At 37.7% G+C, this 20,769-nt stretch carries 24 protein-coding genes, 1 other RNA gene and 1 pseudogene; 10 read left to right on the forward strand and 16 right to left on the reverse strand.

Annotated features, from left to right (window positions below; all coding sequences use genetic code 11):
• The first annotated feature begins 53 nt into the window (after window positions 1–53).
• Genes bamA through lpxA form a run of 5 tightly spaced genes read left to right on the forward strand, consistent with a single transcriptional unit; the run spans window position 54 to window position 5,408 of the window.
• Window positions 54–2,516, forward strand: a complete 2,463-nt coding sequence (gene bamA / locus FTU13_RS04865) for an outer membrane protein assembly factor BamA (protein ID WP_373423558.1) — start codon at window positions 54–56, stop codon at window positions 2,514–2,516.
• Between the two features lie 41 nt (window positions 2,517–2,557).
• Window positions 2,558–3,058 carry an OmpH family outer membrane protein gene (locus FTU13_RS04870; protein ID WP_180127944.1) on the forward strand — a complete coding sequence of 167 codons (501 nt, stop codon included), beginning with the start codon at window positions 2,558–2,560 and terminating at the stop codon, window positions 3,056–3,058.
• Between the two features lie 3 nt (window positions 3,059–3,061).
• Window positions 3,062–4,132, forward strand: a complete 1,071-nt coding sequence (gene lpxD / locus FTU13_RS04875) for a UDP-3-O-(3-hydroxymyristoyl)glucosamine N-acyltransferase (protein WP_180127946.1) — start codon at window positions 3,062–3,064, stop codon at window positions 4,130–4,132.
• A 5-nt stretch (window positions 4,133–4,137) separates the two neighbouring features.
• Window positions 4,138–4,623 carry a 3-hydroxyacyl-ACP dehydratase FabZ gene (fabZ, locus tag FTU13_RS04880; RefSeq protein ID WP_171263789.1) on the forward strand — a complete coding sequence of 162 codons (486 nt, stop codon included), beginning with the start codon at window positions 4,138–4,140 and terminating at the stop codon, window positions 4,621–4,623.
• Window positions 4,620–5,408: an acyl-ACP--UDP-N-acetylglucosamine O-acyltransferase gene (gene lpxA / locus FTU13_RS04885; RefSeq protein ID WP_111883752.1), complete on the forward strand. Its 789-nt coding sequence runs from the start codon at window positions 4,620–4,622 to the stop codon at window positions 5,406–5,408. The genes fabZ and lpxA overlap by 4 nt, the downstream gene beginning before the upstream one ends.
• 59 nt (window positions 5,409–5,467) lie before the next feature.
• Here the strand turns inward: lpxA and FTU13_RS04890 are convergent.
• Window positions 5,468–6,329 (reverse strand): annotated as a pseudogene (locus FTU13_RS04890) (YbgF trimerization domain-containing protein).
• A gap of 291 nt (window positions 6,330–6,620) precedes the next feature.
• Here FTU13_RS04890 and ffs point away from each other — a divergent pair.
• Window positions 6,621–6,717, forward strand: an RNA gene (ffs, locus tag FTU13_RS04895) — signal recognition particle sRNA small type.
• A 107-nt stretch (window positions 6,718–6,824) separates the two neighbouring features.
• Here ffs and FTU13_RS04900 read toward each other — a convergent pair.
• The 4 genes from FTU13_RS04900 to FTU13_RS04915 form a co-directional block, all read right to left on the reverse strand.
• The gene (locus FTU13_RS04900; protein WP_180127948.1) at window positions 6,825–7,469 is read right to left on the reverse strand and encodes a regulatory protein RecX; all 645 of its coding nucleotides are present in this window, start codon (window positions 7,467–7,469) and stop codon (window positions 6,825–6,827) included.
• An 80-nt stretch (window positions 7,470–7,549) separates the two neighbouring features.
• Window positions 7,550–8,593, reverse strand: a complete 1,044-nt coding sequence (gene recA, locus FTU13_RS04905) for a recombinase RecA (protein ID WP_078193524.1) — start codon at window positions 8,591–8,593, stop codon at window positions 7,550–7,552.
• A 145-nt stretch (window positions 8,594–8,738) separates the two neighbouring features.
• The gene (locus FTU13_RS04910; protein WP_168377604.1) at window positions 8,739–9,179 is read right to left on the reverse strand and encodes an RNA-binding S4 domain-containing protein; all 441 of its coding nucleotides are present in this window, start codon (window positions 9,177–9,179) and stop codon (window positions 8,739–8,741) included.
• Window positions 9,172–9,861, reverse strand: a complete 690-nt coding sequence (locus FTU13_RS04915) for an HAD-IA family hydrolase (protein WP_218955135.1) — start codon at window positions 9,859–9,861, stop codon at window positions 9,172–9,174. The genes FTU13_RS04910 and FTU13_RS04915 overlap by 8 nt, the downstream gene beginning before the upstream one ends.
• Before the next feature lie 221 nt (window positions 9,862–10,082).
• Between FTU13_RS04915 and FTU13_RS04920 the strand changes: the two genes are divergently transcribed.
• A complete protein-coding gene (locus FTU13_RS04920; RefSeq protein ID WP_180127950.1) occupies window positions 10,083–11,384 on the forward strand; it encodes a site-specific integrase in 1,302 nt (433 codons plus the stop codon).
• On the opposite strand, the gene FTU13_RS17425 is transcribed toward FTU13_RS04920, so the two are convergent.
• The 6 genes from FTU13_RS17425 to FTU13_RS04945 all read right to left on the reverse strand — a co-directional run bounded on the left by FTU13_RS17425 (window position 11,294) and on the right by FTU13_RS04945 (window position 15,226).
• A complete protein-coding gene (locus FTU13_RS17425) occupies window positions 11,294–11,515 on the reverse strand; it encodes a hypothetical protein (RefSeq protein ID WP_168377601.1) in 222 nt (73 codons plus the stop codon). The genes FTU13_RS04920 and FTU13_RS17425 overlap by 91 nt on opposite strands.
• 94 nt (window positions 11,516–11,609) lie before the next feature.
• Window positions 11,610–11,867 (reverse strand): hypothetical protein, encoded by a 258-nt coding sequence (locus tag FTU13_RS04925; RefSeq protein WP_180127952.1) that lies wholly within the window; start codon window positions 11,865–11,867, stop codon window positions 11,610–11,612.
• Window positions 11,864–13,042, reverse strand: a complete 1,179-nt coding sequence (locus tag FTU13_RS04930) for a hypothetical protein (RefSeq protein ID WP_180127953.1) — start codon at window positions 13,040–13,042, stop codon at window positions 11,864–11,866. Before FTU13_RS04930 ends, FTU13_RS04925 begins: the two co-directional genes overlap by 4 nt.
• Entirely contained in the window at window positions 13,039–14,115 is a 1,077-nt protein-coding gene (locus tag FTU13_RS04935) for an ATP-binding protein (protein WP_180127955.1), read from the reverse strand. The genes FTU13_RS04930 and FTU13_RS04935 overlap by 4 nt, the downstream gene beginning before the upstream one ends.
• Complete coding sequence (locus FTU13_RS04940; RefSeq protein ID WP_257226735.1) at window positions 14,115–14,468, reverse strand: hypothetical protein; 354 nt, start codon at window positions 14,466–14,468, stop codon at window positions 14,115–14,117. Before FTU13_RS04940 ends, FTU13_RS04935 begins: the two co-directional genes overlap by 1 nt.
• A 311-nt stretch (window positions 14,469–14,779) precedes the next feature.
• Window positions 14,780–15,226: a hypothetical protein gene (locus FTU13_RS04945; RefSeq protein ID WP_180127959.1), complete on the reverse strand. Its 447-nt coding sequence runs from the start codon at window positions 15,224–15,226 to the stop codon at window positions 14,780–14,782.
• A 125-nt stretch (window positions 15,227–15,351) separates the two neighbouring features.
• On the opposite strand from FTU13_RS04945, the gene FTU13_RS04950 reads away from it, so the two are divergent.
• Both FTU13_RS04950 and FTU13_RS04955 read left to right on the forward strand, forming a co-directional pair.
• Window positions 15,352–15,804, forward strand: a complete 453-nt coding sequence (locus FTU13_RS04950) for a helix-turn-helix transcriptional regulator (RefSeq protein WP_180127961.1) — start codon at window positions 15,352–15,354, stop codon at window positions 15,802–15,804.
• A 277-nt stretch (window positions 15,805–16,081) separates the two neighbouring features.
• Window positions 16,082–16,429: a hypothetical protein gene (locus FTU13_RS04955; protein ID WP_180127964.1), complete on the forward strand. Its 348-nt coding sequence runs from the start codon at window positions 16,082–16,084 to the stop codon at window positions 16,427–16,429.
• Here FTU13_RS04955 and FTU13_RS04960 read toward each other — a convergent pair.
• The 5 genes from FTU13_RS04960 to FTU13_RS04980 form a co-directional block, all read right to left on the reverse strand.
• Window positions 16,426–16,755, reverse strand: a complete 330-nt coding sequence (locus FTU13_RS04960) for a hypothetical protein (protein ID WP_180127966.1) — start codon at window positions 16,753–16,755, stop codon at window positions 16,426–16,428. The genes FTU13_RS04955 and FTU13_RS04960 overlap by 4 nt on opposite strands.
• A gap of 83 nt (window positions 16,756–16,838) precedes the next feature.
• Complete coding sequence (locus FTU13_RS04965; RefSeq protein ID WP_180127968.1) at window positions 16,839–17,528, reverse strand: hypothetical protein; 690 nt, start codon at window positions 17,526–17,528, stop codon at window positions 16,839–16,841.
• Window position 17,529: 1 nt separating this feature from the next.
• Window positions 17,530–18,621 carry a hypothetical protein gene (locus FTU13_RS04970; protein ID WP_180127970.1) on the reverse strand — a complete coding sequence of 364 codons (1,092 nt, stop codon included), beginning with the start codon at window positions 18,619–18,621 and terminating at the stop codon, window positions 17,530–17,532.
• Window positions 18,618–19,703, reverse strand: coding sequence for a hypothetical protein (locus FTU13_RS04975; RefSeq protein WP_180161099.1), 1,086 nt, complete (start codon window positions 19,701–19,703; stop codon window positions 18,618–18,620). The genes FTU13_RS04970 and FTU13_RS04975 overlap by 4 nt, the downstream gene beginning before the upstream one ends.
• A gap of 23 nt (window positions 19,704–19,726) precedes the next feature.
• Window positions 19,727–20,506 carry a LexA family transcriptional regulator gene (locus tag FTU13_RS04980; RefSeq protein WP_180063588.1) on the reverse strand — a complete coding sequence of 260 codons (780 nt, stop codon included), beginning with the start codon at window positions 20,504–20,506 and terminating at the stop codon, window positions 19,727–19,729.
• A 1-nt stretch (window position 20,507) separates the two neighbouring features.
• On the opposite strand from FTU13_RS04980, the gene FTU13_RS04985 reads away from it, so the two are divergent.
• Complete coding sequence (locus FTU13_RS04985) at window positions 20,508–20,756, forward strand: Cro/CI family transcriptional regulator (RefSeq protein WP_180128208.1); 249 nt, start codon at window positions 20,508–20,510, stop codon at window positions 20,754–20,756.
• Window positions 20,757–20,769: the final 13 nt, after the last annotated feature.

A 20,769-nucleotide genomic window follows, 5' to 3' on the forward strand; every position in this document is an offset into this window, starting at 1 on the left:
AGATTGGCATGCAGCACAAACATTTATTTATGCCATTGGCACTGGTTAGTGCTATGGCCGTAGCACAACAAGTATATGCAGCAGATGATTTTGTAGTACAAGATATTCGTGTTGATGGCTTAGTGCGTTTAACTCCTGACAATGTAGCCGGAATGATCCCATTCTCCGCTGGTGATCGTGTCAATGATCAAATCATTTCAAACTCAATTCGTAGCATGTTTGCGTCGGGTTTGTTTGATGATGTGAAGTCTTCACAAGTCGGTAATACACTTGTATATACAGTGGTTGAACGCCCAGTAATTTCTAAAGTTGAGCTAAAAGGCAATAAACTTATTCCTAAAGAAGCCTTGGAAGAAGGCTTAAAGAAAATGGGTCTGTCCGAAGGTGAAGTTTTAAAGAAATCATCTTTGCAAACGGTTGAAACTGAATTAGAACAACAGTACATGCAGCAAGGTCGCTACGATGCTGATGTCAAAGTGATTACAACCGCTCAACCGAATAACCGTGTCAATGTCTTAATTGAGTTTGAAGAAGGTCAATCTGCCAAAGTATTTGATATTAATATCATTGGTAATACGGTCTTTAAAGAAAGCGAAATTAAACAAATTTTTGCATTAAAAGAAAGTGGTTGGAACTCGATCATTTCTCGTAATGACCGCTATGCACGTGAAAAGATGGCTGCGAGTTTAGAAGCTTTACGTGCGATGTATCTCAATAAAGGTTACATCAACTTCAACATTACCAATTCAAGTCTGAATTTGAGTGAAGATAAAAAACACGTCTTTATCGAAGTTTCGGTGGATGAAGGTGAACAATTTAAGTTTGGTGAAACCCATTTCTTAGGTGATACGCTTTATACGCAAACAGATTTAAACGCTTTAAAACTTTATAAAGATGGCGATTTATATTCACAAGAAAAAGTGAATGGTGTGAAACAACTTTTACTTCGTAAATACGGTAACGCAGGTTACTACTTTGCAGAAGTGAACATTGTTCCTGAAATTAATAAAGACACCAAATTGGTTGATTTAAATTACTATGTGAATCCGGGTCAGCAAGTCACTGTTCGCCGTATTAATTTCACAGGTAACTCGAAAACAGCTGATGAAGTTCTACGTCGTGAAATGCGTCAAATGGAAGGCGCATTAGCAAGTAACGAAAAAATTGATTTGTCTAAAGTGCGTTTAGAACGTACTGGTTTCTTTAAAACCGTTGATGTTAAGCCTGCACGTATTCCGGGCACGCCAGATCAAATTGATTTAAATGTAAATGTTGAAGAGCAGCATTCGGGGACAAGTACTTTAGCTGTTGGTTTCTCACAAAGTGGCGGTGTAACTTTCCAAGCAGGTTTGAGTCAAACCAACTTCTTGGGTACAGGTAATGCAGTTTCTATCGATTTGTCTCGTTCAGAGACTCAAGATTATTACAACCTCAGTGTAACTGACCCATACTTCACTATTGATGGGGTACGCCGTGGTTATAACTTGTACTACCGTAAAACCAAGTTAGATAACGACTATAACGTTAACAACTACGTCACTGATAGTTTTGGTGGTGGTATAAACTTTGGTTATCCGATCGATGAAAACCAAAGTATCAGTATGGGTTTGAATATTGATCAAACTGATGTAACTACAGGCCCATATGTATCTACGTATGTCCGTGACTACTTACTTGCTAACGGTGGTAAAGCTACAGGGAAAGGTTCTTACTGCCCAAAAGATGCTAATGGTGAGTCTCAAAATACTGTACCTGTTTATAATGATAAAAACGAAATAATTGGTTATAAATGTGCTGTTGAAGAAATTACTTATGACAATGAATTTAAAGGTGATTTCTTAACTTATAACCTTAACTTAGGTTGGTCGTACAACACCTTGAATCGCCCGGTATTCCCTACATCGGGTATGTCACACCGCGTCAATGCCGAAATTGCATTACCAGGTAGTGATGTTGAATATCAAAAAATCACTTACGACGCACAAGCTTATTTCCCACTAGGTAAAGACTTTGTGTTACGTGGTTACGGTAAGTTAGGCTATGGTAATGATTTACCATTCTATAAAAACTTCTATGCAGGTGGTTTTGGTTCAGTACGTGGCTATGACAACAGTACTCTAGGGCCGAAATATCCTGGTGTGTATTATGATGCGCAAAATCAGGTTGACTACGATCCAGAAGAAGTCGGTGGTAATGCTTTAATTCAATTTGGTACTGAATTGGCTTTACCTGTGCCATTTAAAGGCGATTGGGCGCGTCAAGTTCGTCCAGTATTGTTTGCTGAAGGCGCACAAGTATTTGACACTCAATGTGACGTTCCTAAATCTAGTGAAGACCGTCAATACTGTAAAGATAACTACGGCTTTGATATGAATAACATGCGTTATAGTGTTGGTGCAGGCTTTACTTGGATCACGATGATTGGTCCAATTTCACTGAGTTATGCATTCCCACTGAATGACAAAGCTGGCGATGAAACAAAAGAAATCCAATTCGAGATTGGTCGTACGTTCTAAGTAGGACCCTTCTGGGAATAACAAAATTACAGGTTGATAAGATGAATAAATTATTTGCTGGTTTGGCGGTATTGGGTGTGTCGTGTTCTGCTGTGGTACATGCAGCGGGTTACGGTGTGGTTGATTTAGAAAAGGTTGTGGATCAAAGCACTTATCTAAAACAACAAAATGCTCAAATTCAACAGCAGTTGAAACCACAAACCACTAAAATTGAATCACTGGCTAAAGAGCTGGAAGCAATGCAACAGAAAGCTCAGCAGGGTGGTGATAAGTTGACTGCTGCGCAAAAGCAGCAAATGGGTCAACAGTATCAAACTAAACTCAAAGAGCTGACTGATTTACAGCAAAAAGTTCAAGCTTCGGTTCAAGGTAATATCCAGTCCTTAAATCGCACGATGGATAGTCGAATCAAGCAAGTTGCAGAACAATTGCGCACAGAAAATAAGTTAGATGTTGTTTTGAATAAAAATTCAGCACTTGCGTATGACCCTAAGTTTGATTTAACTGATAAAATGATTCAAAAGGTTAATGCAATTAAATAATCAATGAATTCTCAAAAATTCAGTTTAGAAAAGCTTGCTCAACTTGTTCAAGGTCAATGTATTGGCCAGCTAGACTTGCAATTCAGCGGAATGGCAAGTTTGGAGAGTGCTCAACCACATCAGCTTGCATTTTTAAACGCAGATAAATATCTGAATGAAGCTCAACAGTCTCAGGCTGGTGCGCTGATTGTGACTGCAGACATGCAGTCACAAATCCCTTCACAGCAAAACTTCATTGTCGTATCCAATCCGTATCTGGCTTTCGCTATTCTAACGCATGTTTTTGAAAAGAAATCTGTAGAAATAGGAATTGAAAGTACTGCCCAAATTCATCCTTCCGCAATCATTTCTGATACTGCTTATATTGGGCATTATGTGGTGATTGGTGCGAATAGTGTGGTGGGTGAAGGAACGCGCATTGAATCACAAGTGAAGATTGATCATGGTGTTGAAATTGGTAAAGATTGTTTTATCGATTCGCATGTGACGATTACTGGTGAAGCCAAGTTAGGTGATCGTGTACGTATCCATGCAAATACGGTGATCGGTGGTGAAGGGTTTGGTTTTGCACCTTATCAAGGGAAATGGCATCGTATTGCTCAATTAGGTTCTGTACGCATCGGGAATGATGTGCGTATTGGTTCAAATTGTAGTATCGACCGTGGTGCTTTAGATGACACAATTTTGGAAGATGGTGTCATTATTGATAACCTTGTGCAAATCGCGCATAACGTCAAAGTTGGTGCAAATACGGCAATGGCTGCGAAATGTGGTATTGCCGGTAGTACAACTATTGGCAAAAATTGTGTGCTAGCAGGGGCTGTTGGTATCGTAGGTCACATTAATATTGTAGATAATGTGACAATTACCGGTATGTCAATGGTCACAAAAAGTATTTCCGTTGCTGGGAGTTATTCTTCAGGTACGCCAATGCTTGAAAGTGGTTCTTGGAAAAAGGCAGCAATCCGCTTTAAACAATTAGCAGATGTGCCATTGACCCAATTGGTCAAACGACTTGATCATATGCAGTCTCAAATTGAGTCCCTTGAATCAACATTTAAATTGCGTAAATAATTATGATGACAGAGTCGAATACCCCAGCTTTCACAAAACCTGAATTACCAATGACTATTCAGACTATTCGTGAATATTTGCCACATCGTTATCCGTTTTTATTGGTTGATCGTGTTGTTGAAGTGACTGACAACGGGATTGTAGGCTATAAAAATGTAACGATTAATGAAGAATTTTTACAAGGCCATTTCCCTGAATACCCAATTATGCCGGGTGTGCTGATTGTTGAAGCATTGGCGCAAGTATCGGGTATTTTAGGTTTCATCATGAATAATGAGAAACCTTCAGCGGGTTCGCTGTTCTTATTTGCTGGTGCAGAGAAGGTTCGATTTAAAAAACAAGTCGTTGCAGGCGATCAACTTGTATTAAAATCGGAATTAGTGATGCAAAAGCGTGGCATTTACAAATATAATTGTGTTGCCACTGTAGATGGCGTAGTCGCAGCAACCGCGGAAATTATGGTTTCGCATCAGAAAACAGAGACAGCATGAGCAATAACGAATTAATTCATCCTACCGCCATTATTGACTCATCAGCAGTAATTGCTCCGGATGTGCAAATTGGACCATATTGTATTATTGGTCCTAAAGTCACAATTGGAGCGGGCACTAAACTGCATTCACATGTTGTGGTGGGTGGTTATACCCGTATTGGTCAACATAACGAAATTTTTCAATTTGCCAGTGTTGGTGAAGTTTGCCAAGACTTGAAATATGCTGGTGAAGAAACGTGGTTAGAAATCGGTGATTATAACTCGATTCGTGAACACTGTAGTTTACATCGTGGTACTGTTCAAGATCAGGGTCTAACTAAAGTTGGTAGTCACAATTTATTGATGGTGAATACACATATTGCACATGACTGTGTAGTAGGTGATCATAATATTTTTGCTAATAACGTCGGCGTTGCAGGCCATGTCCACATCGGTGATTATGTCATCGTAGGTGGTAACTCTGGTATTCATCAATTCTGTAAAATCGATTCTTACAGTATGATCGGTGGTGCATCGCTTATTTTGAAAGATGTACCTGCTTATGTCATGGTATCTGGTAATCCAGCCCATGCTTTTGCAATGAACATTGAAGGTATGCGTCGTAAAGGTTGGTCAAAAAATGTGATTCAAGGTTTACGTGAATCTTTTAAATTGATCTATAAAGATGGTTTAACGACAAATGAAGCGATTGAGCGTATTCGCACTGAAATTTTGCCTGAAGTGGCAGAAGCGCAATTGTTGATTGACTCACTTGAGCAGTCTAAGCGCGGTATTGTGCGCTAAATGCTGCGAATAAAAAAAGACACCTTATAAGGTGTCTTTTTTTTGCGTTAAAAATAGGACTATTTTTTAACAAAGCCTGCTTCTTCAGATTTTGGATACTTTTGGATAAGCTTGCTTTTGAGCTGCGTTGCTAAACTGCTATTTCGATCGACGTCTTTTGCAATGCTATACAGTTGATATAACGCTCTAGGCGCACGGGTCGACTCAGGGTATTGATCTACTACGATACTATAGTTCTTTTTCGCTTCCGCGTAGTTGGTCGGTTCAACAGCAAGGTTGAACTCAGCTAGCCAAAAATATGCATTGCTAATATAGACACTGTTAGGATTATTCTTAATAAAGTTTTTCATCGGTGCAATGGCTTTTTTCGCACCACCTTGTTTGTATGCATCTAAAGCAACGGTATATGCCGCTTTCTCGAGCTCAAGTGAGTCACCACCTGCATTTACAGGTTGGTTTGCAGATGAGCTTAATGTTGCTTGGGTCGTAGGTTGTTTAATAGGTGTAGGCGCTGTATTAGCTGTTACTGGGTGCAGTACCTTGTTGGTTATCCTCCGCAGCCTCTGTGTCTTCACTTGGATCTACTTTTTGTTGGAGTAGTTCTAAACGTTGATCTAAATCTGCATAGCGGTTTGTAAGTTCACTTTTTAATTGTTCGATAATATTGTCTTGCTCTTCCATTTTACCGCGTAAGCTACGCAATTCATTTTCGAGCTGTTGGTTCTTCTGCATAAGCTGCCAATTCAAATTGGTTGGAATAGGGGTAGAGCCAGCACCTGTTTGAATGGCCGTATTATTTGCTGTATACACAGTGCCATTATTAGCGCCACTCAAACCACGAGATTCAATTGGAATATTGGCAAATAATGCACCTGAGCAAGTCAATGTAAGGGCACACAATACATGCTGTTTAAACATCATAAAAATTCCATGTAGTTACAAGCATGTCCGTATAGAATAGTTTTATTACAGACAGCTTTAGATAAAACGATAAGCACATTAAAAACGCCAAAGATCTGAATTGCAATAAGCTTTTACAATCTTGCTGTGTATTAAAGTAAAAATATAGTGATGCAGTTTCACGTTTTCTACATCATCGACCATCATATTGATTTATAAATAATCAAACAGTTTTTTCTATTCAGGAATTCTTGGTTTTAGGCTTGCATGTTTATTAAAAATCTCTATACTCTGTTCTTGCAATGGTAGCCCTGCCGGTTACTTCGCAATTGTACTCTATAAACCCCGCCAGGACCGGAAGGTAGCAACGGTAGTAGAAATATGATGTGCCGAAGTCTTGCTGGTAGGGTTGCCACCAGTTTCAACAATAATAAATTAAACGTCCTCTCATTTTTTCAATCCTAGATTCTTCTTTATTTTAGTTTTATTAATTCTTCATTTAGATCTATATCTTTGTTATTCGTCATCAAATTCTTTACGTGCAATCACTTTAAAAATCGTATCGAGATCAAAGCCTCGATATTGCAAAAAACGTATTTGTTTGGCTTTTTGTTTTGGATCACGTTCAACAGCTTTGCCAAATTTTTTTATTTTGAGCTGGTAGGCTTCATTGACCCAATCTGTTTCTTTTAATTCATCCTGAATTAATTCACTGTCTACTTTTTTATTTTTTAACGCGAGCTTTATACGATTAGGGCCTTTACCTTTACGTTTTTGACTCGATAGCACCATCTCTGCTACACGTTTATCGCTTTGATAGTTCTCACGTGCGAGTTCTTCCACCAAGTGTATGACTTCTTCACGACTATCCGCATAAAGTGCTAATTTTTCGATTAAATCCGCTTTTGAGTATTCTTTACGTGTGAGTACTGCAAAAGCGTACGAGCGTAGACGAGAGCCGCGCAGTCCTGGTTTTTTTTCAGCATGAACATCTTTACCATTGGTGTCAAAATGCAACGCAGTGTGATCGATCACCGAAGTATTGTCATGTGAAATGTCAGTTTGTGCAGCATGATTTACGCAGGTAGTTTCTTCAGCTTCTGCAAACTGTTGTTTCAGTGCTTCATAATCAAGCAAGAGTGGAAAATGGTCTTTAGTCATGGGGTCATTTTAATACAAATTTTGAGTGCAAAACAAAACGCCCCGTAGGGCGTTTCGTCTGCTATTAAAGTATGCTGTAATTAAGCATCTAAAAAGTCTGGTTCTTCTTCGTCTTTGTCTTCTACAGGTGCTGTACCCGTAGTCAGAAGTTGTTCACGAATCAGTTTTTCGATAGTTTGCACAAGTTCAGGGTGTTCTTCTAAGTGGCGAATGGTATTGTTTTTACCTTGACCAATCTTGTCACCTTGGTATGAATACCAAGCACCTGCTTTTTGAACAATTTCTTGTTGTACTGCGAGGTCAACAAGCTCACCTAAATGGTTCACGCCTTTACCATAAAGAATTTGGAAAATCGCTTCACGGAATGGAGGAGCCATTTTGTTTTTCACAACTTTCACTTTGGTTTCTGAACCAATGATTTCGTCGCCTTCTTTCACTTGACCAATACGGCGGATATCTAAACGTACAGACGCATAGAATTTAAGTGCATTACCACCAGTTGTGGTTTCTGGGCTACCAAACATTACCCCAATCTTCATGCGGATTTGGTTAATGAAGATCACCATACAGTTCGAACGTTTCGCATTACCAGTAATTTTACGCAGTGCTTGGCTCATTAGACGAGCTTGTAAGCCCATATGTGAGTCACCCATTTCGCCTTCAATTTCGGCGCGAGGGGTCAGTGCAGCTACAGAGTCGACAACGATCAGGTCAATGGCACCTGAACGTACCAGCATGTCTGCAATTTCAAGTGCTTGTTCACCATTGTCTGGCTGTGAAACAAGTAAGTTATCAATATCTACGCCAAGTTTACGTGCGTATTGAGGGTCTAATGCATGTTCAGCATCGATGAATGCACAAGTACCGCCAGCTTTCTGACATTGTGCAATAGCTTGTAATGTCATAGTCGTTTTACCAGAAGATTCAGGACCGTAGATTTCTACGATACGACCTTTAGGCAAACCACCAATACCTAGTGCGATATCTAATGTTAAAGAACCTGTAGAGACAGCTTCAACTGCCTGTACGGTATTATCACCAAGACGCATAACGGTGTTTTTACCAAACTGCTTTTCAATTTGGCTTAAGGCCGCATTTAACGCCTTGCTTTTATTATCATCCATCTTACAACCTCAATACGATGTCACGAAACAATATACTCAAGTGGATGTATTCAGTTTAGATCTGTTCCACGAGGGTATAGTGACAGAAATCATCCTTTTGTTCTATGAAAATCACAACAGGTGCGACATGTTGTGACGCTTTAACTTAATCATCATTATAAGACCATTGCTGGTCAAACTGTTGATCATTTTCTCTTTTAAATTTACCAATATCTCGACGATCTTTTTTACTTGGTCGATGATCTGGCCGAGCTAGATTATGCAACTTTCTTTGGGATGCGAGCAATTCCCGTTTTGCAATACTGACCTCAGTTTCATCATAAAGCAGCTGAGCGGTGGGGGCAGGCCCACGAACATCCGACAGTGCTTTCACCACCACGGTTTTTTTCTCAAGGCCTTGGGCAATGGTTAATTCCATGCCTACACGAACTTCACGAGAAACTTTAACGCGTTCGCCATTATGATGAACTTTACCGCCTTCAATCGCATTTTTGGCAATAGAGCGTGTTTTAAAAAAACGTGCAGCCCACAACCATTTGTCTATACGCATACCAACCGCATCTTCGGCTAGATTTGATTTACGCATATTTTTTCTGTTCCTCGGCTTGCTCAATCATTTGAGCTTCTAAAATAGGGATTAAATCTGTTAATGCGGACAGCATTGGGTAATTGCAAGTCTCGCGAGGCGCTTTGGCAGATGAAGGCTGCTGAATCGAATAGAGCTGTTCAATCCCAAAAAGTTTTGCACCATTGAGCACTTTTTCTGTGTCATCAATGAAATAACAGTTTTTTGCATCGAAGAGATGTTTGCTTGCTAATATTTGCCAAAACTCAATAAACTCTTTGGCATGACCGAGAGTTTCTGAACTGACGATAACATCAAAATAATCACGAAGACCGGTTTCTTTAAGTTTGAATTGTAAGCCTGCAAAGTCGGCATTGGTTGCAAGCCAAATAGGATAGCCATTTTCTTTTAGATACGTGAGTAGCTCAATGCAGCCTTCGCGTTTAGCCACTTTGGCTTTTTGTTCTATTTGCATTGCCAAAACATCAACGCCAACTTGTGACGTCCAAAAGCGAGAGGAGTACCATTTTAGGGTATGATTATGTTGTTGATAAAAACTAAATAGCGTTTGCTTGCTTTGTTCGAGTGAGCACTGATGCTGTTCAGCATAGCGAATTGGCAGCAACTCATTCCAGATAAAATCATCATAAGCAAGATCGAGTAAAGTACCGTCCATATCGAAAATTATAGTCGGTTTTTGCATTCAAGATTCTCCAAAGATTTTCAAAGTTTAACAAAGCATATAGAAAAGCTTTAGATTCAATGAAATTGCTCAACTTTCGCGTTTATTAACGATGATCAAATAATTTCAAAGTTTAACAAAGTTATTTACCTTTCAAGAAAAAATATGTACATATGTGTGTACATATTTTTGCTCTGCTTGAATATGTACAGAGTATAAAGTATTTGGACTGGAAAATTTAAATGTCTTTAAGTGATAGTTGGCTAAAATCAAATAATGGGAAACCGCGAGAAAAAGTCGAAGTTGTAACAGATAGAGATGGTTTGTCAGTCAGAATATCCCCAAAGGGAAAAGTCGTTTTTCAATATCGCTATCGTTTTGGTGGTCAAGCCAAAAGACTAGATCTAGGTACATACCCATTATTAGGTCTAAAAGATGCTCGTGCTCAGGTTCATAAATATAAAATTGAGCTAGATCAAGGCAAGGACCCAATGCAACTTAAGCTAAAAGGGGAAAGCGACTATCTGAAGCAGCTGACCGTCAAAGAAATATGTGACCTCTGGTTTAATACAATTGCCGTAAATAAAGTCTCAAAAGAATATGATTTAAGGGCATTTGAAATTCACGTTTATCCACGTATAGGTCGTAGAATTTGTGACGATGTCACCCTACAAGAATGGTCATCGCTATTATTTGAAATTACAGATGGTGCTAAAACGGTAGCAGTGAAAATACTTGGTAATCTCAAAATGATTATGCGCTGGGGGTGTGTACACGGGAAATTAATGAATCAGCCTATTCAGCATCTTAAAGCAGCTGATTTAAACGTAAAGAAAGTGAAGCGTTCCCGTTATCTTTCAGAACAGGAAATATTCTGGGTGGTGCATGCTTCTCTGAGATCCAATGCCATATCACCAAAAAACAAAGCCATTATTATTATGCTACTGTTCTTTGGCTGCCGTGTATCAGAATTAAGGCTGGCCAAGAAATCTGACTTTGATTTTCAGGAAATGATTTGGCATGTACCACCAGAGAATCACAAGATGGGGGACCGTACCCACAAGCCGATTATCCGACCCCTCATTCCGCAAATTGTGCCATTCATTAAGTATGTTTTTTCACTGTCGCCTGATAGCTGTGAATATGCTTTTCCAAACTTAAAAGGTAAAGCATATACGAAGCTTTCAAAAAGCTTTCAAACAACAATTCCACCATACGTGAATGACAATGTGCGTAAGCGATTTGAAGTAGAGATGCAGCATTGGACTATGCATGATTTGCGCAGGACGATGAGAACACATATATCCGAATTAGCGCCACCGCATATTTGTGAAATTATGCTGGGTCATGGGTTACCTGCTGTATGGGGAACCTATGATTTACATGAATACATGGATGAACAGGCGCAGGCTTATGAGAAGTGGTTCCATAAACTCTGCACCATATTGAACAATCACGAGCGTTTCGATATTAAAGGCTGTATTTCTAATGACTCAAGCAACCCTTTACTTCTTTCCCAAGCATCTACAGCCTTGATGCCATAGCGACTACATGAGCGCCCATGTGCTTTGATCAATGGCTCTGGAAAATCCTGTTTATCACGCCAATTGATCAAAGTGCCTTTGGTAATACCGTAGCGCTTCAACAAATCAGGCGTTGAAATATATAATCCCATCAAGACACCTCCTTTAAAATTTGTTTCACTGATTCAAGAAAATCCTCAGAAATACATTCATGTCCTATATCTGTATCTTCGCCGTTGGGATCCATCACACCACCTTCAAAATAAGGGCCTGGGCTTGAAGGCGAAGAATAAATTCTTTGCCATTCTTGAGCCATAATTTAAGAAAAAGCTCATAACGCTTTTGAGCGGCACCATTCATGTTTCCTGCATTATCAATCTTCAAACCAGGCTTATTTGCTTTAGTGAAAACAGCTTCACCAACAATTTTATTAATTACGCATTGATATCCATCACTTGCTAAAAACATTGTGAAGGCCGGGACTAATGATTTAGGACAAATCATGAGCTCACCTCACTTGCTTGATTCTCCAGCTCGAAGCGACGCTTTTTAACATAGTCCATTAACTTTGGTTGTATTTCAGGACTACGCGCGGAAACATCAATTTCCAAAGCATCCAATGCAGTTAAGTCTGGTGCATTCTGAATCTGAACCATCAGTGAAGGGGGAGTTTTAATTTCAGCTTCTGCAGGTGCAAGCTCACGTAGGCGCTTATGAATAGCATCCAACAATGGTTTACGCTGTGCTTCTGTCCAGTTGCGTGTATAGCCGGTAAGGGCGGTGGCTTCCCTTGGTGTTTTCGCATTTGTAGCACGGCTTAGTAGATCTTTTAAAAGATTTTGATATTCATCATCTGTTGATTCACTAGCTAACTTATTTTCCGCTACTAACTTTTCGGCTTCAACCTGCAAACGTTTGAGTTCTTCAACACTCAAGTTATCAGCGGTATGTTCTGGCTTAGGTGTATATTGCTCAGGATCTAGTTCAAGCAGCTTGACCTTAGTTAACTTACATAGGTGCTGAGTGTGTTCACGTTCTAAATGACCATTTGCCATGAACACCGGACGTAATGCCAAGACTGCTTCGTTGGTGGTACATGCATTAATTTGCATAGTGAACTTTTCAACCAGTTTCAATGGATCTGTTTCAATCTCTTCAACTGTAGATTGCTCTGATGTCTTTTCTTCCACATCATTTGAAGTTGAATTTTGAACCTTATCCGACTCATCAATTTTAGATTTACGTGTTCGTTTTTTAGATTGCTCCGGTATCTCAATAACATTGGATGCACGATATACACGATCAAATAGCTTACAAAAAGCTTCGGCTTGTAACTTTGCATTTTCCAAATCACGCTGGGCAAAACCTCGAGCAATCGATTGATTCAAAATTTCATGGCATACCACATATTTATAGTGATGAATTTCACCGCTGGCCTGGACAATATAAATATCATCATCAACCTGAACTTCATCCAGCTTAAGAGGTTTAGTAAAGGTGATACCTGCAACTTCTATAGTTTCAATTTTGATGCAGAACTCATAACCCTCTTTAGCAAAAATTGTCGCTGGAAATTGATCCAAGTCATTAAAATCTAACATGTCACCAATTGGGCGACACATAACATGTTTGCCAGCCATTAGTGCATCGTATGCATTTTGACTATTTAAAATTATCATGCTGACCAACCCTCCATATCTGCCTTTGCCTGACATGCATTCAAAATATTTTGCTCATATTTAGTGCCCTTAAAGTATCCAGCAGGGTATTCTAGATCTGCTGCAACTTGAGCACTTTGAATAGCTTGTAGTGCTTTTTGGTAATCTGACTCTAGTAAGGCTTCATGCTCATTTTGTAATTGCTGCTCAGATTGTTGGTTGGCCTGGGCTTTTTGCTCAATGACTCTTCTGATGCCTGCACAGGTTTCCTCAAAGACTTGCTGACGTACATCCTGAAGACTATTTAGTTTTCGCTTTGCACAGTATTTATCAATATCAATGCCAGCTTCTGTCATGAGTTGCTCAAGTTCTAAAAACTGATTGCCGTTGATAGTTGAATCAGCGGATCCTGAGGAAAGCCATTGAGCTAATTTGACACCTGTTTGCTCGGTAATCTGTTCAGGTTGAATAAATAAGCCAGTACGATCTTTTGTAGCTACTGCATAGTTATCGCCATGGGTAATATCTAAAACAGTAGTGAACTCATACTCAATGCCATCACGCTGTTCAGACTTTAGACCTAACTTCTCGACCTTTTTCTTACCGCCACCTGCATCAACTTGCACGGTATCCATTTTGCTGCGCATGGTCACAATCACGTTGATACTCGAGTGAAGCATGGCATCAATAAATTTGCGGTGTTTAGGGGTAATTTCACTCCAAGCACCCCACGTATTCCCTTTAAATTTACCTTTGCCTAGAGCATCAACCATTTCTAAACAGCCACCTACACCTGACCATTCATGTGTGATGCTATCTAAGATAACAGTGGTGTAACCTGCATTTTCTGCAGCTTGAATTGCCGCAATGAATTTATCAGGGGAATATGGAGGTTGTAGGTTAGCACTGTCAAAATCCATAACATCTGCATAGAGTTCAGCGCTACTATTTTCAGTATCAACTACAGCTACTTTGCCGCCCATTCCTTTAGCAATCAGAAGAGCACCTAAAGTTTTGCCTGCACCTGTTGGACCAGCTAATGCTAGGCGTAACTTTGCATTTTTACGTTCAGCTTTTTTGAAGAAAACAGTCATCACACTTCTCCCAACAAACGATTTTTAATCATGTGCTGCACCAACATTTCATTGATGTTGCGGTGGTCGTTGTAGTCCGTGAAGTCGGGGAATGGGTTGCCGTATTCATCGGTGATGTGGTCTACAGAGAGCTGGGTAATTTCAGCGGTATCAAATTCACTACCGGGTACGCCGTAACTGTCCTCAAATGGTTCAAAGTCAAAGCTTACGTCTAGGGTGAAGTTATCTAAACGGATAACAGCACTACCTGAAGTTTTAGAAGTGAGTTCCATTGCTGCGACGGTAGTAACTTCAGGAATGCTTTTGTGAAGTGCTTGAGTATTGGCAGCATGAGGCTTATAAGCGAATGCCAATGCACCGATTGTTACGGTTGCAGCGACAAGTGTTACCTTGAGGCTATTGAAAGGGGTTAAGGTTTTGTTCATACTTATCTCGCAGTTTGCAAAGCACATCAGGAGTTAAGAGGTCTGGTGTGCTTTTTTGTTGTCTGATGAGATGAATACTACTTTAAGTAGAATTATTGTCAATACTTTGTAGAATTATTTTCTACTTTTAATAGTTTTGCTTTGTGGTAGGCAAAAAAAACCCACCGTAGTGGTGGGTTGAAGGCTATAAATTTTTTTCCGATTAGAGTTCGTAAATTTGCTAAATGGAAAAAATAATATTATTTATCATTGGTTATTTTAGTTATTGCTACAGTACTACCAGCTGTTGTTGCAGCTGTTGTACTAGCTATTACAATTTTTCCACCAGCTATACCTTTACCTCCAATAGAAATAGCACCACCTCCAATTTTTGCTAATGAAGCATTAACTAAAGGAGCTCCGGTTAATTTACTAATTACAGCGCCTGTTGTTGCTGTTTTTCCTAAAACGCCTGATTTTGCTATAACTGCTGCTATAGTAGGGGCGTATATATATGAAACACCAGCTGAAAGGACAGTTGTAGTCGCAATGGCTGTACTTTTTACAGGGTTTTCTTTAGTATAATCGATTGTTTTATAAATTTTTTTTTCCGCAGACCATGCGGCATCTTTAATAGAACATTTTAAATCATAGATTTTGCAATGCAAATTTGACACATGAAATTGCAAGGAATCAAAAAAACTCATTTGAGCAGCCTCTTTTGTAGAATATTTTTTATACCATACCAAATAATAAAGTACAATATTAGTGTACTTTATTATTTAAATTTACTTTTGATGTATAATTGATAAATTATTTTGTGGTTTAAGTTATGAATAGTGAAATTAATACATCTGTAGATGCTGTACTTGGTTTAATTCTTTCAAACATTAGAAAAGATAAAAAAAAATCTCAGGATGAAGCTGCTTTGTTTATAGGAGTAACAAAGCAAGCTATTTCAAATATGGAAAATGGTCGATCTCGATTTGCAGTTGTTCAGGTTTATCAACTCTGTGCTTTCTACAGTGTAGAGCCTTGCAAGGTTTTTAATGCTCTAGATGAGGCATTAAAAAATAACGAGGTAAATGTTATTGGAGTTGCTGGGGAGAGTTTAGCCTTTATAGGTCACAGTATAGTTAGTAAGAATGACGCTAACACTAATGATTTAACTAATATTGGGGCTTTAGTTCAACCACTCATTGCAGGCGTTGCTTTAGCTGGTTTTTTGGGTTCTCGATTTATGAAAAAAGTTAAAGAAGCAAGTCAAGATGATCAACTAGAATAATTGTAAGGTTCAGTATTTTAAAGGGGGGCCACAATTAACTTAATACAATAATTTCGAGATCTTATAAAGACAAAAATAGATTATCAAAAGTCGTTTCACTAAACAGCGCACTGGAACGGCTTTTTGTGATTATTTATGTTTTACGTCTATTCTTTGATCTTAGCTCTTTAAGCTAAGTTTGTTTGTGTACTTATTCGATAATAAAAAACCTCTGCTGGGGTGGGTTAGATGAAGCTATGCTAAGCTCTCACTGTCCCTAATAAAAATATGAGTATTTATGTTCAAATTCTACTCTTTAATCATGATTGGCTGTACAACAGTGATGACGTGTCATGCGAATGCTGATCAATCAACTTTTGATGAAAATGTGCAAGTTAGATGGTATGAAGCTGTTAAGCATTATGATGATGTTATGAAAAGAGCAAGCATAGCCAAACAAGAATACGACAATTGCCAGAAAAAAATAAATTGTGATGCAGTTAAAGCAAGAACATCTGATGCGTATTATGCAAAAGTTATCGCTGATGCCAAAGCAAGACTAGACGCTGCAGAACGCGATCTTTATCCTAAGATAGAAAAAACTGATGCCGGAAATGGCCAACAAACGTTAACTTCTAAACCTTAGTTACATTGAATATTATATTTCGATTTGTATGAGTCGAAAGCATTCATTAGATCTTTAGAATGGTCTGTTTCATGAGTACCCTCAAGCTTGATCATTAAAGGTTTGTATTCTTGTTCATATGCAGTAGGGAAGTCACTACAAATAATTTGCTTACGAAGCTCATTTTCTGTTGCGGGACCCACCAATTGAGCTTGATACCACATAAACTTTGAATCAAGTTCTTTATACTCCAGTAGTAATTGTTCACGCTCAGGACCTAGCTGCTCAGGCTCATAGCAGCCAAAAATTCCAAAAGTGATTAAACATAAAAATGAGATGGTTTCCATAGGTTCAAATTCTTCTAAGTTGTGGCTAGTCTAGTAGGGCACGTGATAAAAGAAAACCCACTTTAATGAGTGGGTTTATCAGGTCAACTTTCTCGATGTAAAAGTATTTCATGTATATAGTTGAAGATTTCATTTCCATTTAAAGAAAGAGATTTGTCGAAACATTTTGTTTGCAAAAAACCTTTCCTATTTACTGTTAAGTCAATAGTTTTTATTAAATTTTTAATATTTAAGCTTACTTTATTAATTAAAATTTTTTGATTAGCAATTAAATCTTCAGAATCTGATATTGCATTTTCTGTGGAAAAAATTTCTAAGTTTGCATAGGATCTATGATTAATACTTAATTTTTCAACAGATATATATTTTATATCACATTGGTATTTATTAAAAAAATATTGAGAAGCGGCATTTAAATTTACTATTACTGCTTCGATTGTATAACCAACCCCTACAATTTGTGATAGTAAATTAAAAAAATTACGTACAGATCTTGGTGGGTTTGAAAGTGCTAAATAACTTTCTTCCTGGCTTTTAAATATTGCAAAATAAATATTTTGATAACTTTCATATTCAATTACTTTTTTTTCACCATCAGGCGAAAAAAAAGTAATTTTATTTTGTATCTTTTCATAAGTTTTAACTTCTAATAAATGGCTATTAAAAGTAGTTATATCAAATGAAAATTTTTTGTCCTCAAAGTTTTCAAGGGCCAGATGTAAGTTTCCAATGCCTTTGGGGATTTTTATTTTATACAGATATATTTTATGCATATCACACCTCGGTAGAAGTGATTTTATTTAAACTACGAATAGCAGCGAAATAGATCTCTCGGTTCATTTTCATAGTTTCAGTCAACGAGCATTGTTCAATTTTATCATTATTAGTTTTACGACCTTTAAGATAATAAGAGAATCCTGTACATTCATCAGGTTGTAAAAACTTTGCCTCAAAAACAAAAATATCCTCATCATTTTCAACTGAACGAGATTGCCAAATAACTCTATAAATATGGAAACCTTTAGCTAAAAGCGTGTCTAACTCTGGCACATCCATTAAACCATGCCCACTGAAAGATGCTTTTCTAATAGAGGCTACTGAAGTAACTATGCTGGGAGGATCATCTGTAGATGAGCTTTCCTTTGTTACATAAATATCTAGCACAGTATCATAATCAAATTCAGAAATGTCTCTAATTAAAGTATCAAAAAATTGTTTCCTTAGAATATTATCAGTTATTCCTAACAATTCGATTTTAGTTTTTGATGGTTTTGAGAAGGAGTCAGAAATTGCATCAATAACCTGTGATTCAACTAATTGCCCTAATTCCTTTGTGTTTGGAAATTCCACATAAAGTGAGTTTGAACCATCAACAGGTTTGATATAAATTGAGGCCTCTTTTCTTTCTCTACGATTAAAGGCATTTTTAGTAAAATCATAAACAGAATAATTAACGGTAATTTGTCTTGATTTAGTACCATTTCTCTTATAAATAACCTTGTCGATATCTATTTCTTCTTGTTTTTCAATATCTTGTGTTATTTTTGTTTCAAGTGCATCTAATTTTCCCAATATTTGCCTGTTGTTAAGGCTGTCAAGGTTATCTATAACTAGGCCGGAAACGGCAGCACTACGTTTATTCTCTGTCGCTAATGAGGCTTCAATGAGATGATAGTCATAGCTTGAATGAAAAAATGATGAAAACTCTTTTGCTAATAATTCACGGGATGTGTTTTTCCCATAAATAATTCCCCGCTTAGCAAATAAATATGCCACTTCATCATTAGTTAAAGCTCGATTTCTATTAAGAGTCCCGAAAAGATCAATATCATTAGGGTTTATAAATGAAAATCTTGAAAAATTCATGAGAGATCTCTAGCCCCATTTAAAGGTGACGGTAAGAATTTCTTTTCTAGGTTTACGATTTGATTAAATGTTAACTGGCCATCTGAAATGGGATTTAATCCATTAACACTCCAAGTTTTATTATATTCAATTAGAGCATTATTAAAGTTCTTTTCAGCATTTTCATCTGGGTTTAAATGAATCTGTCTAATATTTACTTTTTTCTGATTATTAAACATTTGATATCGAGATAGTTGATCTATTAAAAATAAAAACTCCTCATGTGACCCCCCATCCAATCTATAGTACACAATAAAACCAGGTTTAAATTTTATTGGCTCACCACTATCGTGATTTTCCTGTTCTGTAGCAAAATTACCTATTATGAGATAAGGTCCACACAAAACCTCAACAGTAGCTGGAAATTCAATTTCCTCACCTTGTGTTCTATGTAATTCCAAATTAGGGTAATAAAAATAATAATTTTTACTACCTAAAGGAAATTTTTGTGATCCTCTAAGCCCATTCAGATCCTTTATGATTGTCTGCATATATACAACTACAGTTGGATCCATAATATGAACAAATTGATTAGGATCAATGTGTAAATTTTCTACATTTAGTGTTGATCTTCCACCTCTATGCGCTTCAGGTTCAAATTTAGCCACAACATTTAATTTCTGAAGAATGTCTTGAGAATAATCTCCATCATAATTTAATAGAAATAATAATCCTCTAACTTCACCACTAAAATCTGGATTAGAAAAATCTACACGCCATTGCTCATTGTCTCTTGCACAGGCAATTGATTGACCAAGTGATTTTAAGGCTTCTCTAAGTTTTGAGGGGGTTAGAGAAGGGCAACTATAACTTTTTAAATCACTGTAAAAAAAGATTTGCTTACCTGTATACGGATGAATATATGAGAAAACTAGATCAAGTGGGTGTTTATCATATTGTCCATCTGGGAAGTGTCTTTCTACATCCTGACATAAATAGTCAGTATTCTCCAAAGTATCTGAGTAAGTTTTCCATTTAAAAAACTTCAACATTTTTTTAGATTCTATTTCTGCAATTTTTGCAGTAGATGCTGTTTCTACCATTTCTACCCCCAATTTATTAAAAATCAAACATCCCTATACAACCCAACAACTTTCCCAACCAACTTGCAACCATCTTCTAAAGCAATGGTTTTCTCTGGCCAGTCGGGATTCAAAGGTTGCAAATACATATTCCCGCTCTCGACAATAAGCTTCTTAAACGTCGCTTCACTATCGCCTTGGCAAGAAACAATAACTAAATCACCTGTTTTTAAATCTGTTATTTGAAAGTCAGGATTTACATAAATCTTATCGCCAGGCCGAAAGTCGGGGAGCATTGACTCACCAACAACTTCCAAACCATAGCCATTCTTTCCGCATTTAGGGTTCGGCGGTAACCATTCTTCAAACTGAGTACCTGCGGGAACAGAATCTACAGTGGTCCATGAGCCAGCTTGCACCCATGAAATAACTGGAACTAATCGACCTGCAACTGGAAAAGGGGCCGTTACATTTGGTTCTAAACCAGTGCCATGATCTAGATAACTAATATCAACATTAAATTTGTCAGCAAGAATTTGCATTTTTTCTTCACGTGGCTTTGCAATACCAAGCGTGTATCTACGAGCCATCTCATACGTCACATCAATAGCATCTTTCAACTGATTAACAGTTGTAATAGGAGATCCTTCCTTATCCATAAGGCCTTTAAGTCTTGATGCAAATTCAAGATATTTTGCTGTCTGCACTTTGGATTTCTTTCCATTTTCTACCAATGGTAGAAGTTTACCTCGTATTTTTAGTTGCACCAATTCTATTTTAGGTAGTATATTATCTTCTACTTTAAGTAGTTTTAATGAGTGCATTATGTCAACTCCAAAAGATGCTTTAGAAAAAGCGATAAAAATTGCTGGCAATAAGTCTGCATTAGCCCGTGGATTAGGCATAACACCTTGGGCTCTAAGTAAATGGAACTTCGATAAAATTCCTGAAGAACGTTGTTTGCCAATCGAAGAATTAACTAAATCTAAAGTTAAAGCTGAGCAATTGCGCCCAGACATTAATTGGACTTTCATTCGTTCTACTAAAAATAGTAATAACCCAGCCCTCCAATAACCACGTTCAAAGG

Source organism: Acinetobacter sp. YH12064 (genome assembly GCF_013419735.1).
In the GTDB taxonomy this organism is placed as follows: domain Bacteria; phylum Pseudomonadota; class Gammaproteobacteria; order Pseudomonadales; family Moraxellaceae; genus Acinetobacter; species Acinetobacter amyesii.

Coding starts and splice junctions, on each gene's coding strand:
- bamA (WP_373423558.1), top strand. CDS start 54: ATGGCCGTAGCACAACAAGTATATGCAGCAGATGATTTTGTAGTACAA.
- FTU13_RS04870 (WP_180127944.1), top strand. CDS start 2,558: ATGAATAAATTATTTGCTGGTTTGGCGGTATTGGGTGTGTCGTGTTCT.
- lpxD (WP_180127946.1), top strand. CDS start 3,062: ATGAATTCTCAAAAATTCAGTTTAGAAAAGCTTGCTCAACTTGTTCAA.
- fabZ (WP_171263789.1), top strand. CDS start 4,138: ATGACAGAGTCGAATACCCCAGCTTTCACAAAACCTGAATTACCAATG.
- lpxA (WP_111883752.1), top strand. CDS start 4,620: ATGAGCAATAACGAATTAATTCATCCTACCGCCATTATTGACTCATCA.
- FTU13_RS04900 (WP_180127948.1), bottom strand. CDS start 7,469: ATGACTAAAGACCATTTTCCACTCTTGCTTGATTATGAAGCACTGAAA.
- recA (WP_078193524.1), bottom strand. CDS start 8,593: ATGGATGATAATAAAAGCAAGGCGTTAAATGCGGCCTTAAGCCAAATT.
- FTU13_RS04910 (WP_168377604.1), bottom strand. CDS start 9,179: ATGCGTAAATCAAATCTAGCCGAAGATGCGGTTGGTATGCGTATAGAC.
- FTU13_RS04915 (WP_218955135.1), bottom strand. CDS start 9,861: ATGCAAAAACCGACTATAATTTTCGATATGGACGGTACTTTACTCGAT.
- FTU13_RS04920 (WP_180127950.1), top strand. CDS start 10,083: ATGTCTTTAAGTGATAGTTGGCTAAAATCAAATAATGGGAAACCGCGA.
- FTU13_RS17425 (WP_168377601.1), bottom strand. CDS start 11,515: ATGGGATTATATATTTCAACGCCTGATTTGTTGAAGCGCTACGGTATT.
- FTU13_RS04925 (WP_180127952.1), bottom strand. CDS start 11,867: ATGATTTGTCCTAAATCATTAGTCCCGGCCTTCACAATGTTTTTAGCA.
- FTU13_RS04930 (WP_180127953.1), bottom strand. CDS start 13,042: ATGATAATTTTAAATAGTCAAAATGCATACGATGCACTAATGGCTGGC.
- FTU13_RS04935 (WP_180127955.1), bottom strand. CDS start 14,115: ATGACTGTTTTCTTCAAAAAAGCTGAACGTAAAAATGCAAAGTTACGC.
- FTU13_RS04945 (WP_180127959.1), bottom strand. CDS start 15,226: ATGAGTTTTTTTGATTCCTTGCAATTTCATGTGTCAAATTTGCATTGC.
- FTU13_RS04950 (WP_180127961.1), top strand. CDS start 15,352: ATGAATAGTGAAATTAATACATCTGTAGATGCTGTACTTGGTTTAATT.
- FTU13_RS04955 (WP_180127964.1), top strand. CDS start 16,082: ATGTTCAAATTCTACTCTTTAATCATGATTGGCTGTACAACAGTGATG.
- FTU13_RS04960 (WP_180127966.1), bottom strand. CDS start 16,755: ATGGAAACCATCTCATTTTTATGTTTAATCACTTTTGGAATTTTTGGC.
- FTU13_RS04965 (WP_180127968.1), bottom strand. CDS start 17,528: ATGCATAAAATATATCTGTATAAAATAAAAATCCCCAAAGGCATTGGA.
- FTU13_RS04970 (WP_180127970.1), bottom strand. CDS start 18,621: ATGAATTTTTCAAGATTTTCATTTATAAACCCTAATGATATTGATCTT.
- FTU13_RS04975 (WP_180161099.1), bottom strand. CDS start 19,703: ATGGTAGAAACAGCATCTACTGCAAAAATTGCAGAAATAGAATCTAAA.
- FTU13_RS04980 (WP_180063588.1), bottom strand. CDS start 20,506: ATGCACTCATTAAAACTACTTAAAGTAGAAGATAATATACTACCTAAA.
- FTU13_RS04985 (WP_180128208.1), top strand. CDS start 20,508: ATGTCAACTCCAAAAGATGCTTTAGAAAAAGCGATAAAAATTGCTGGC.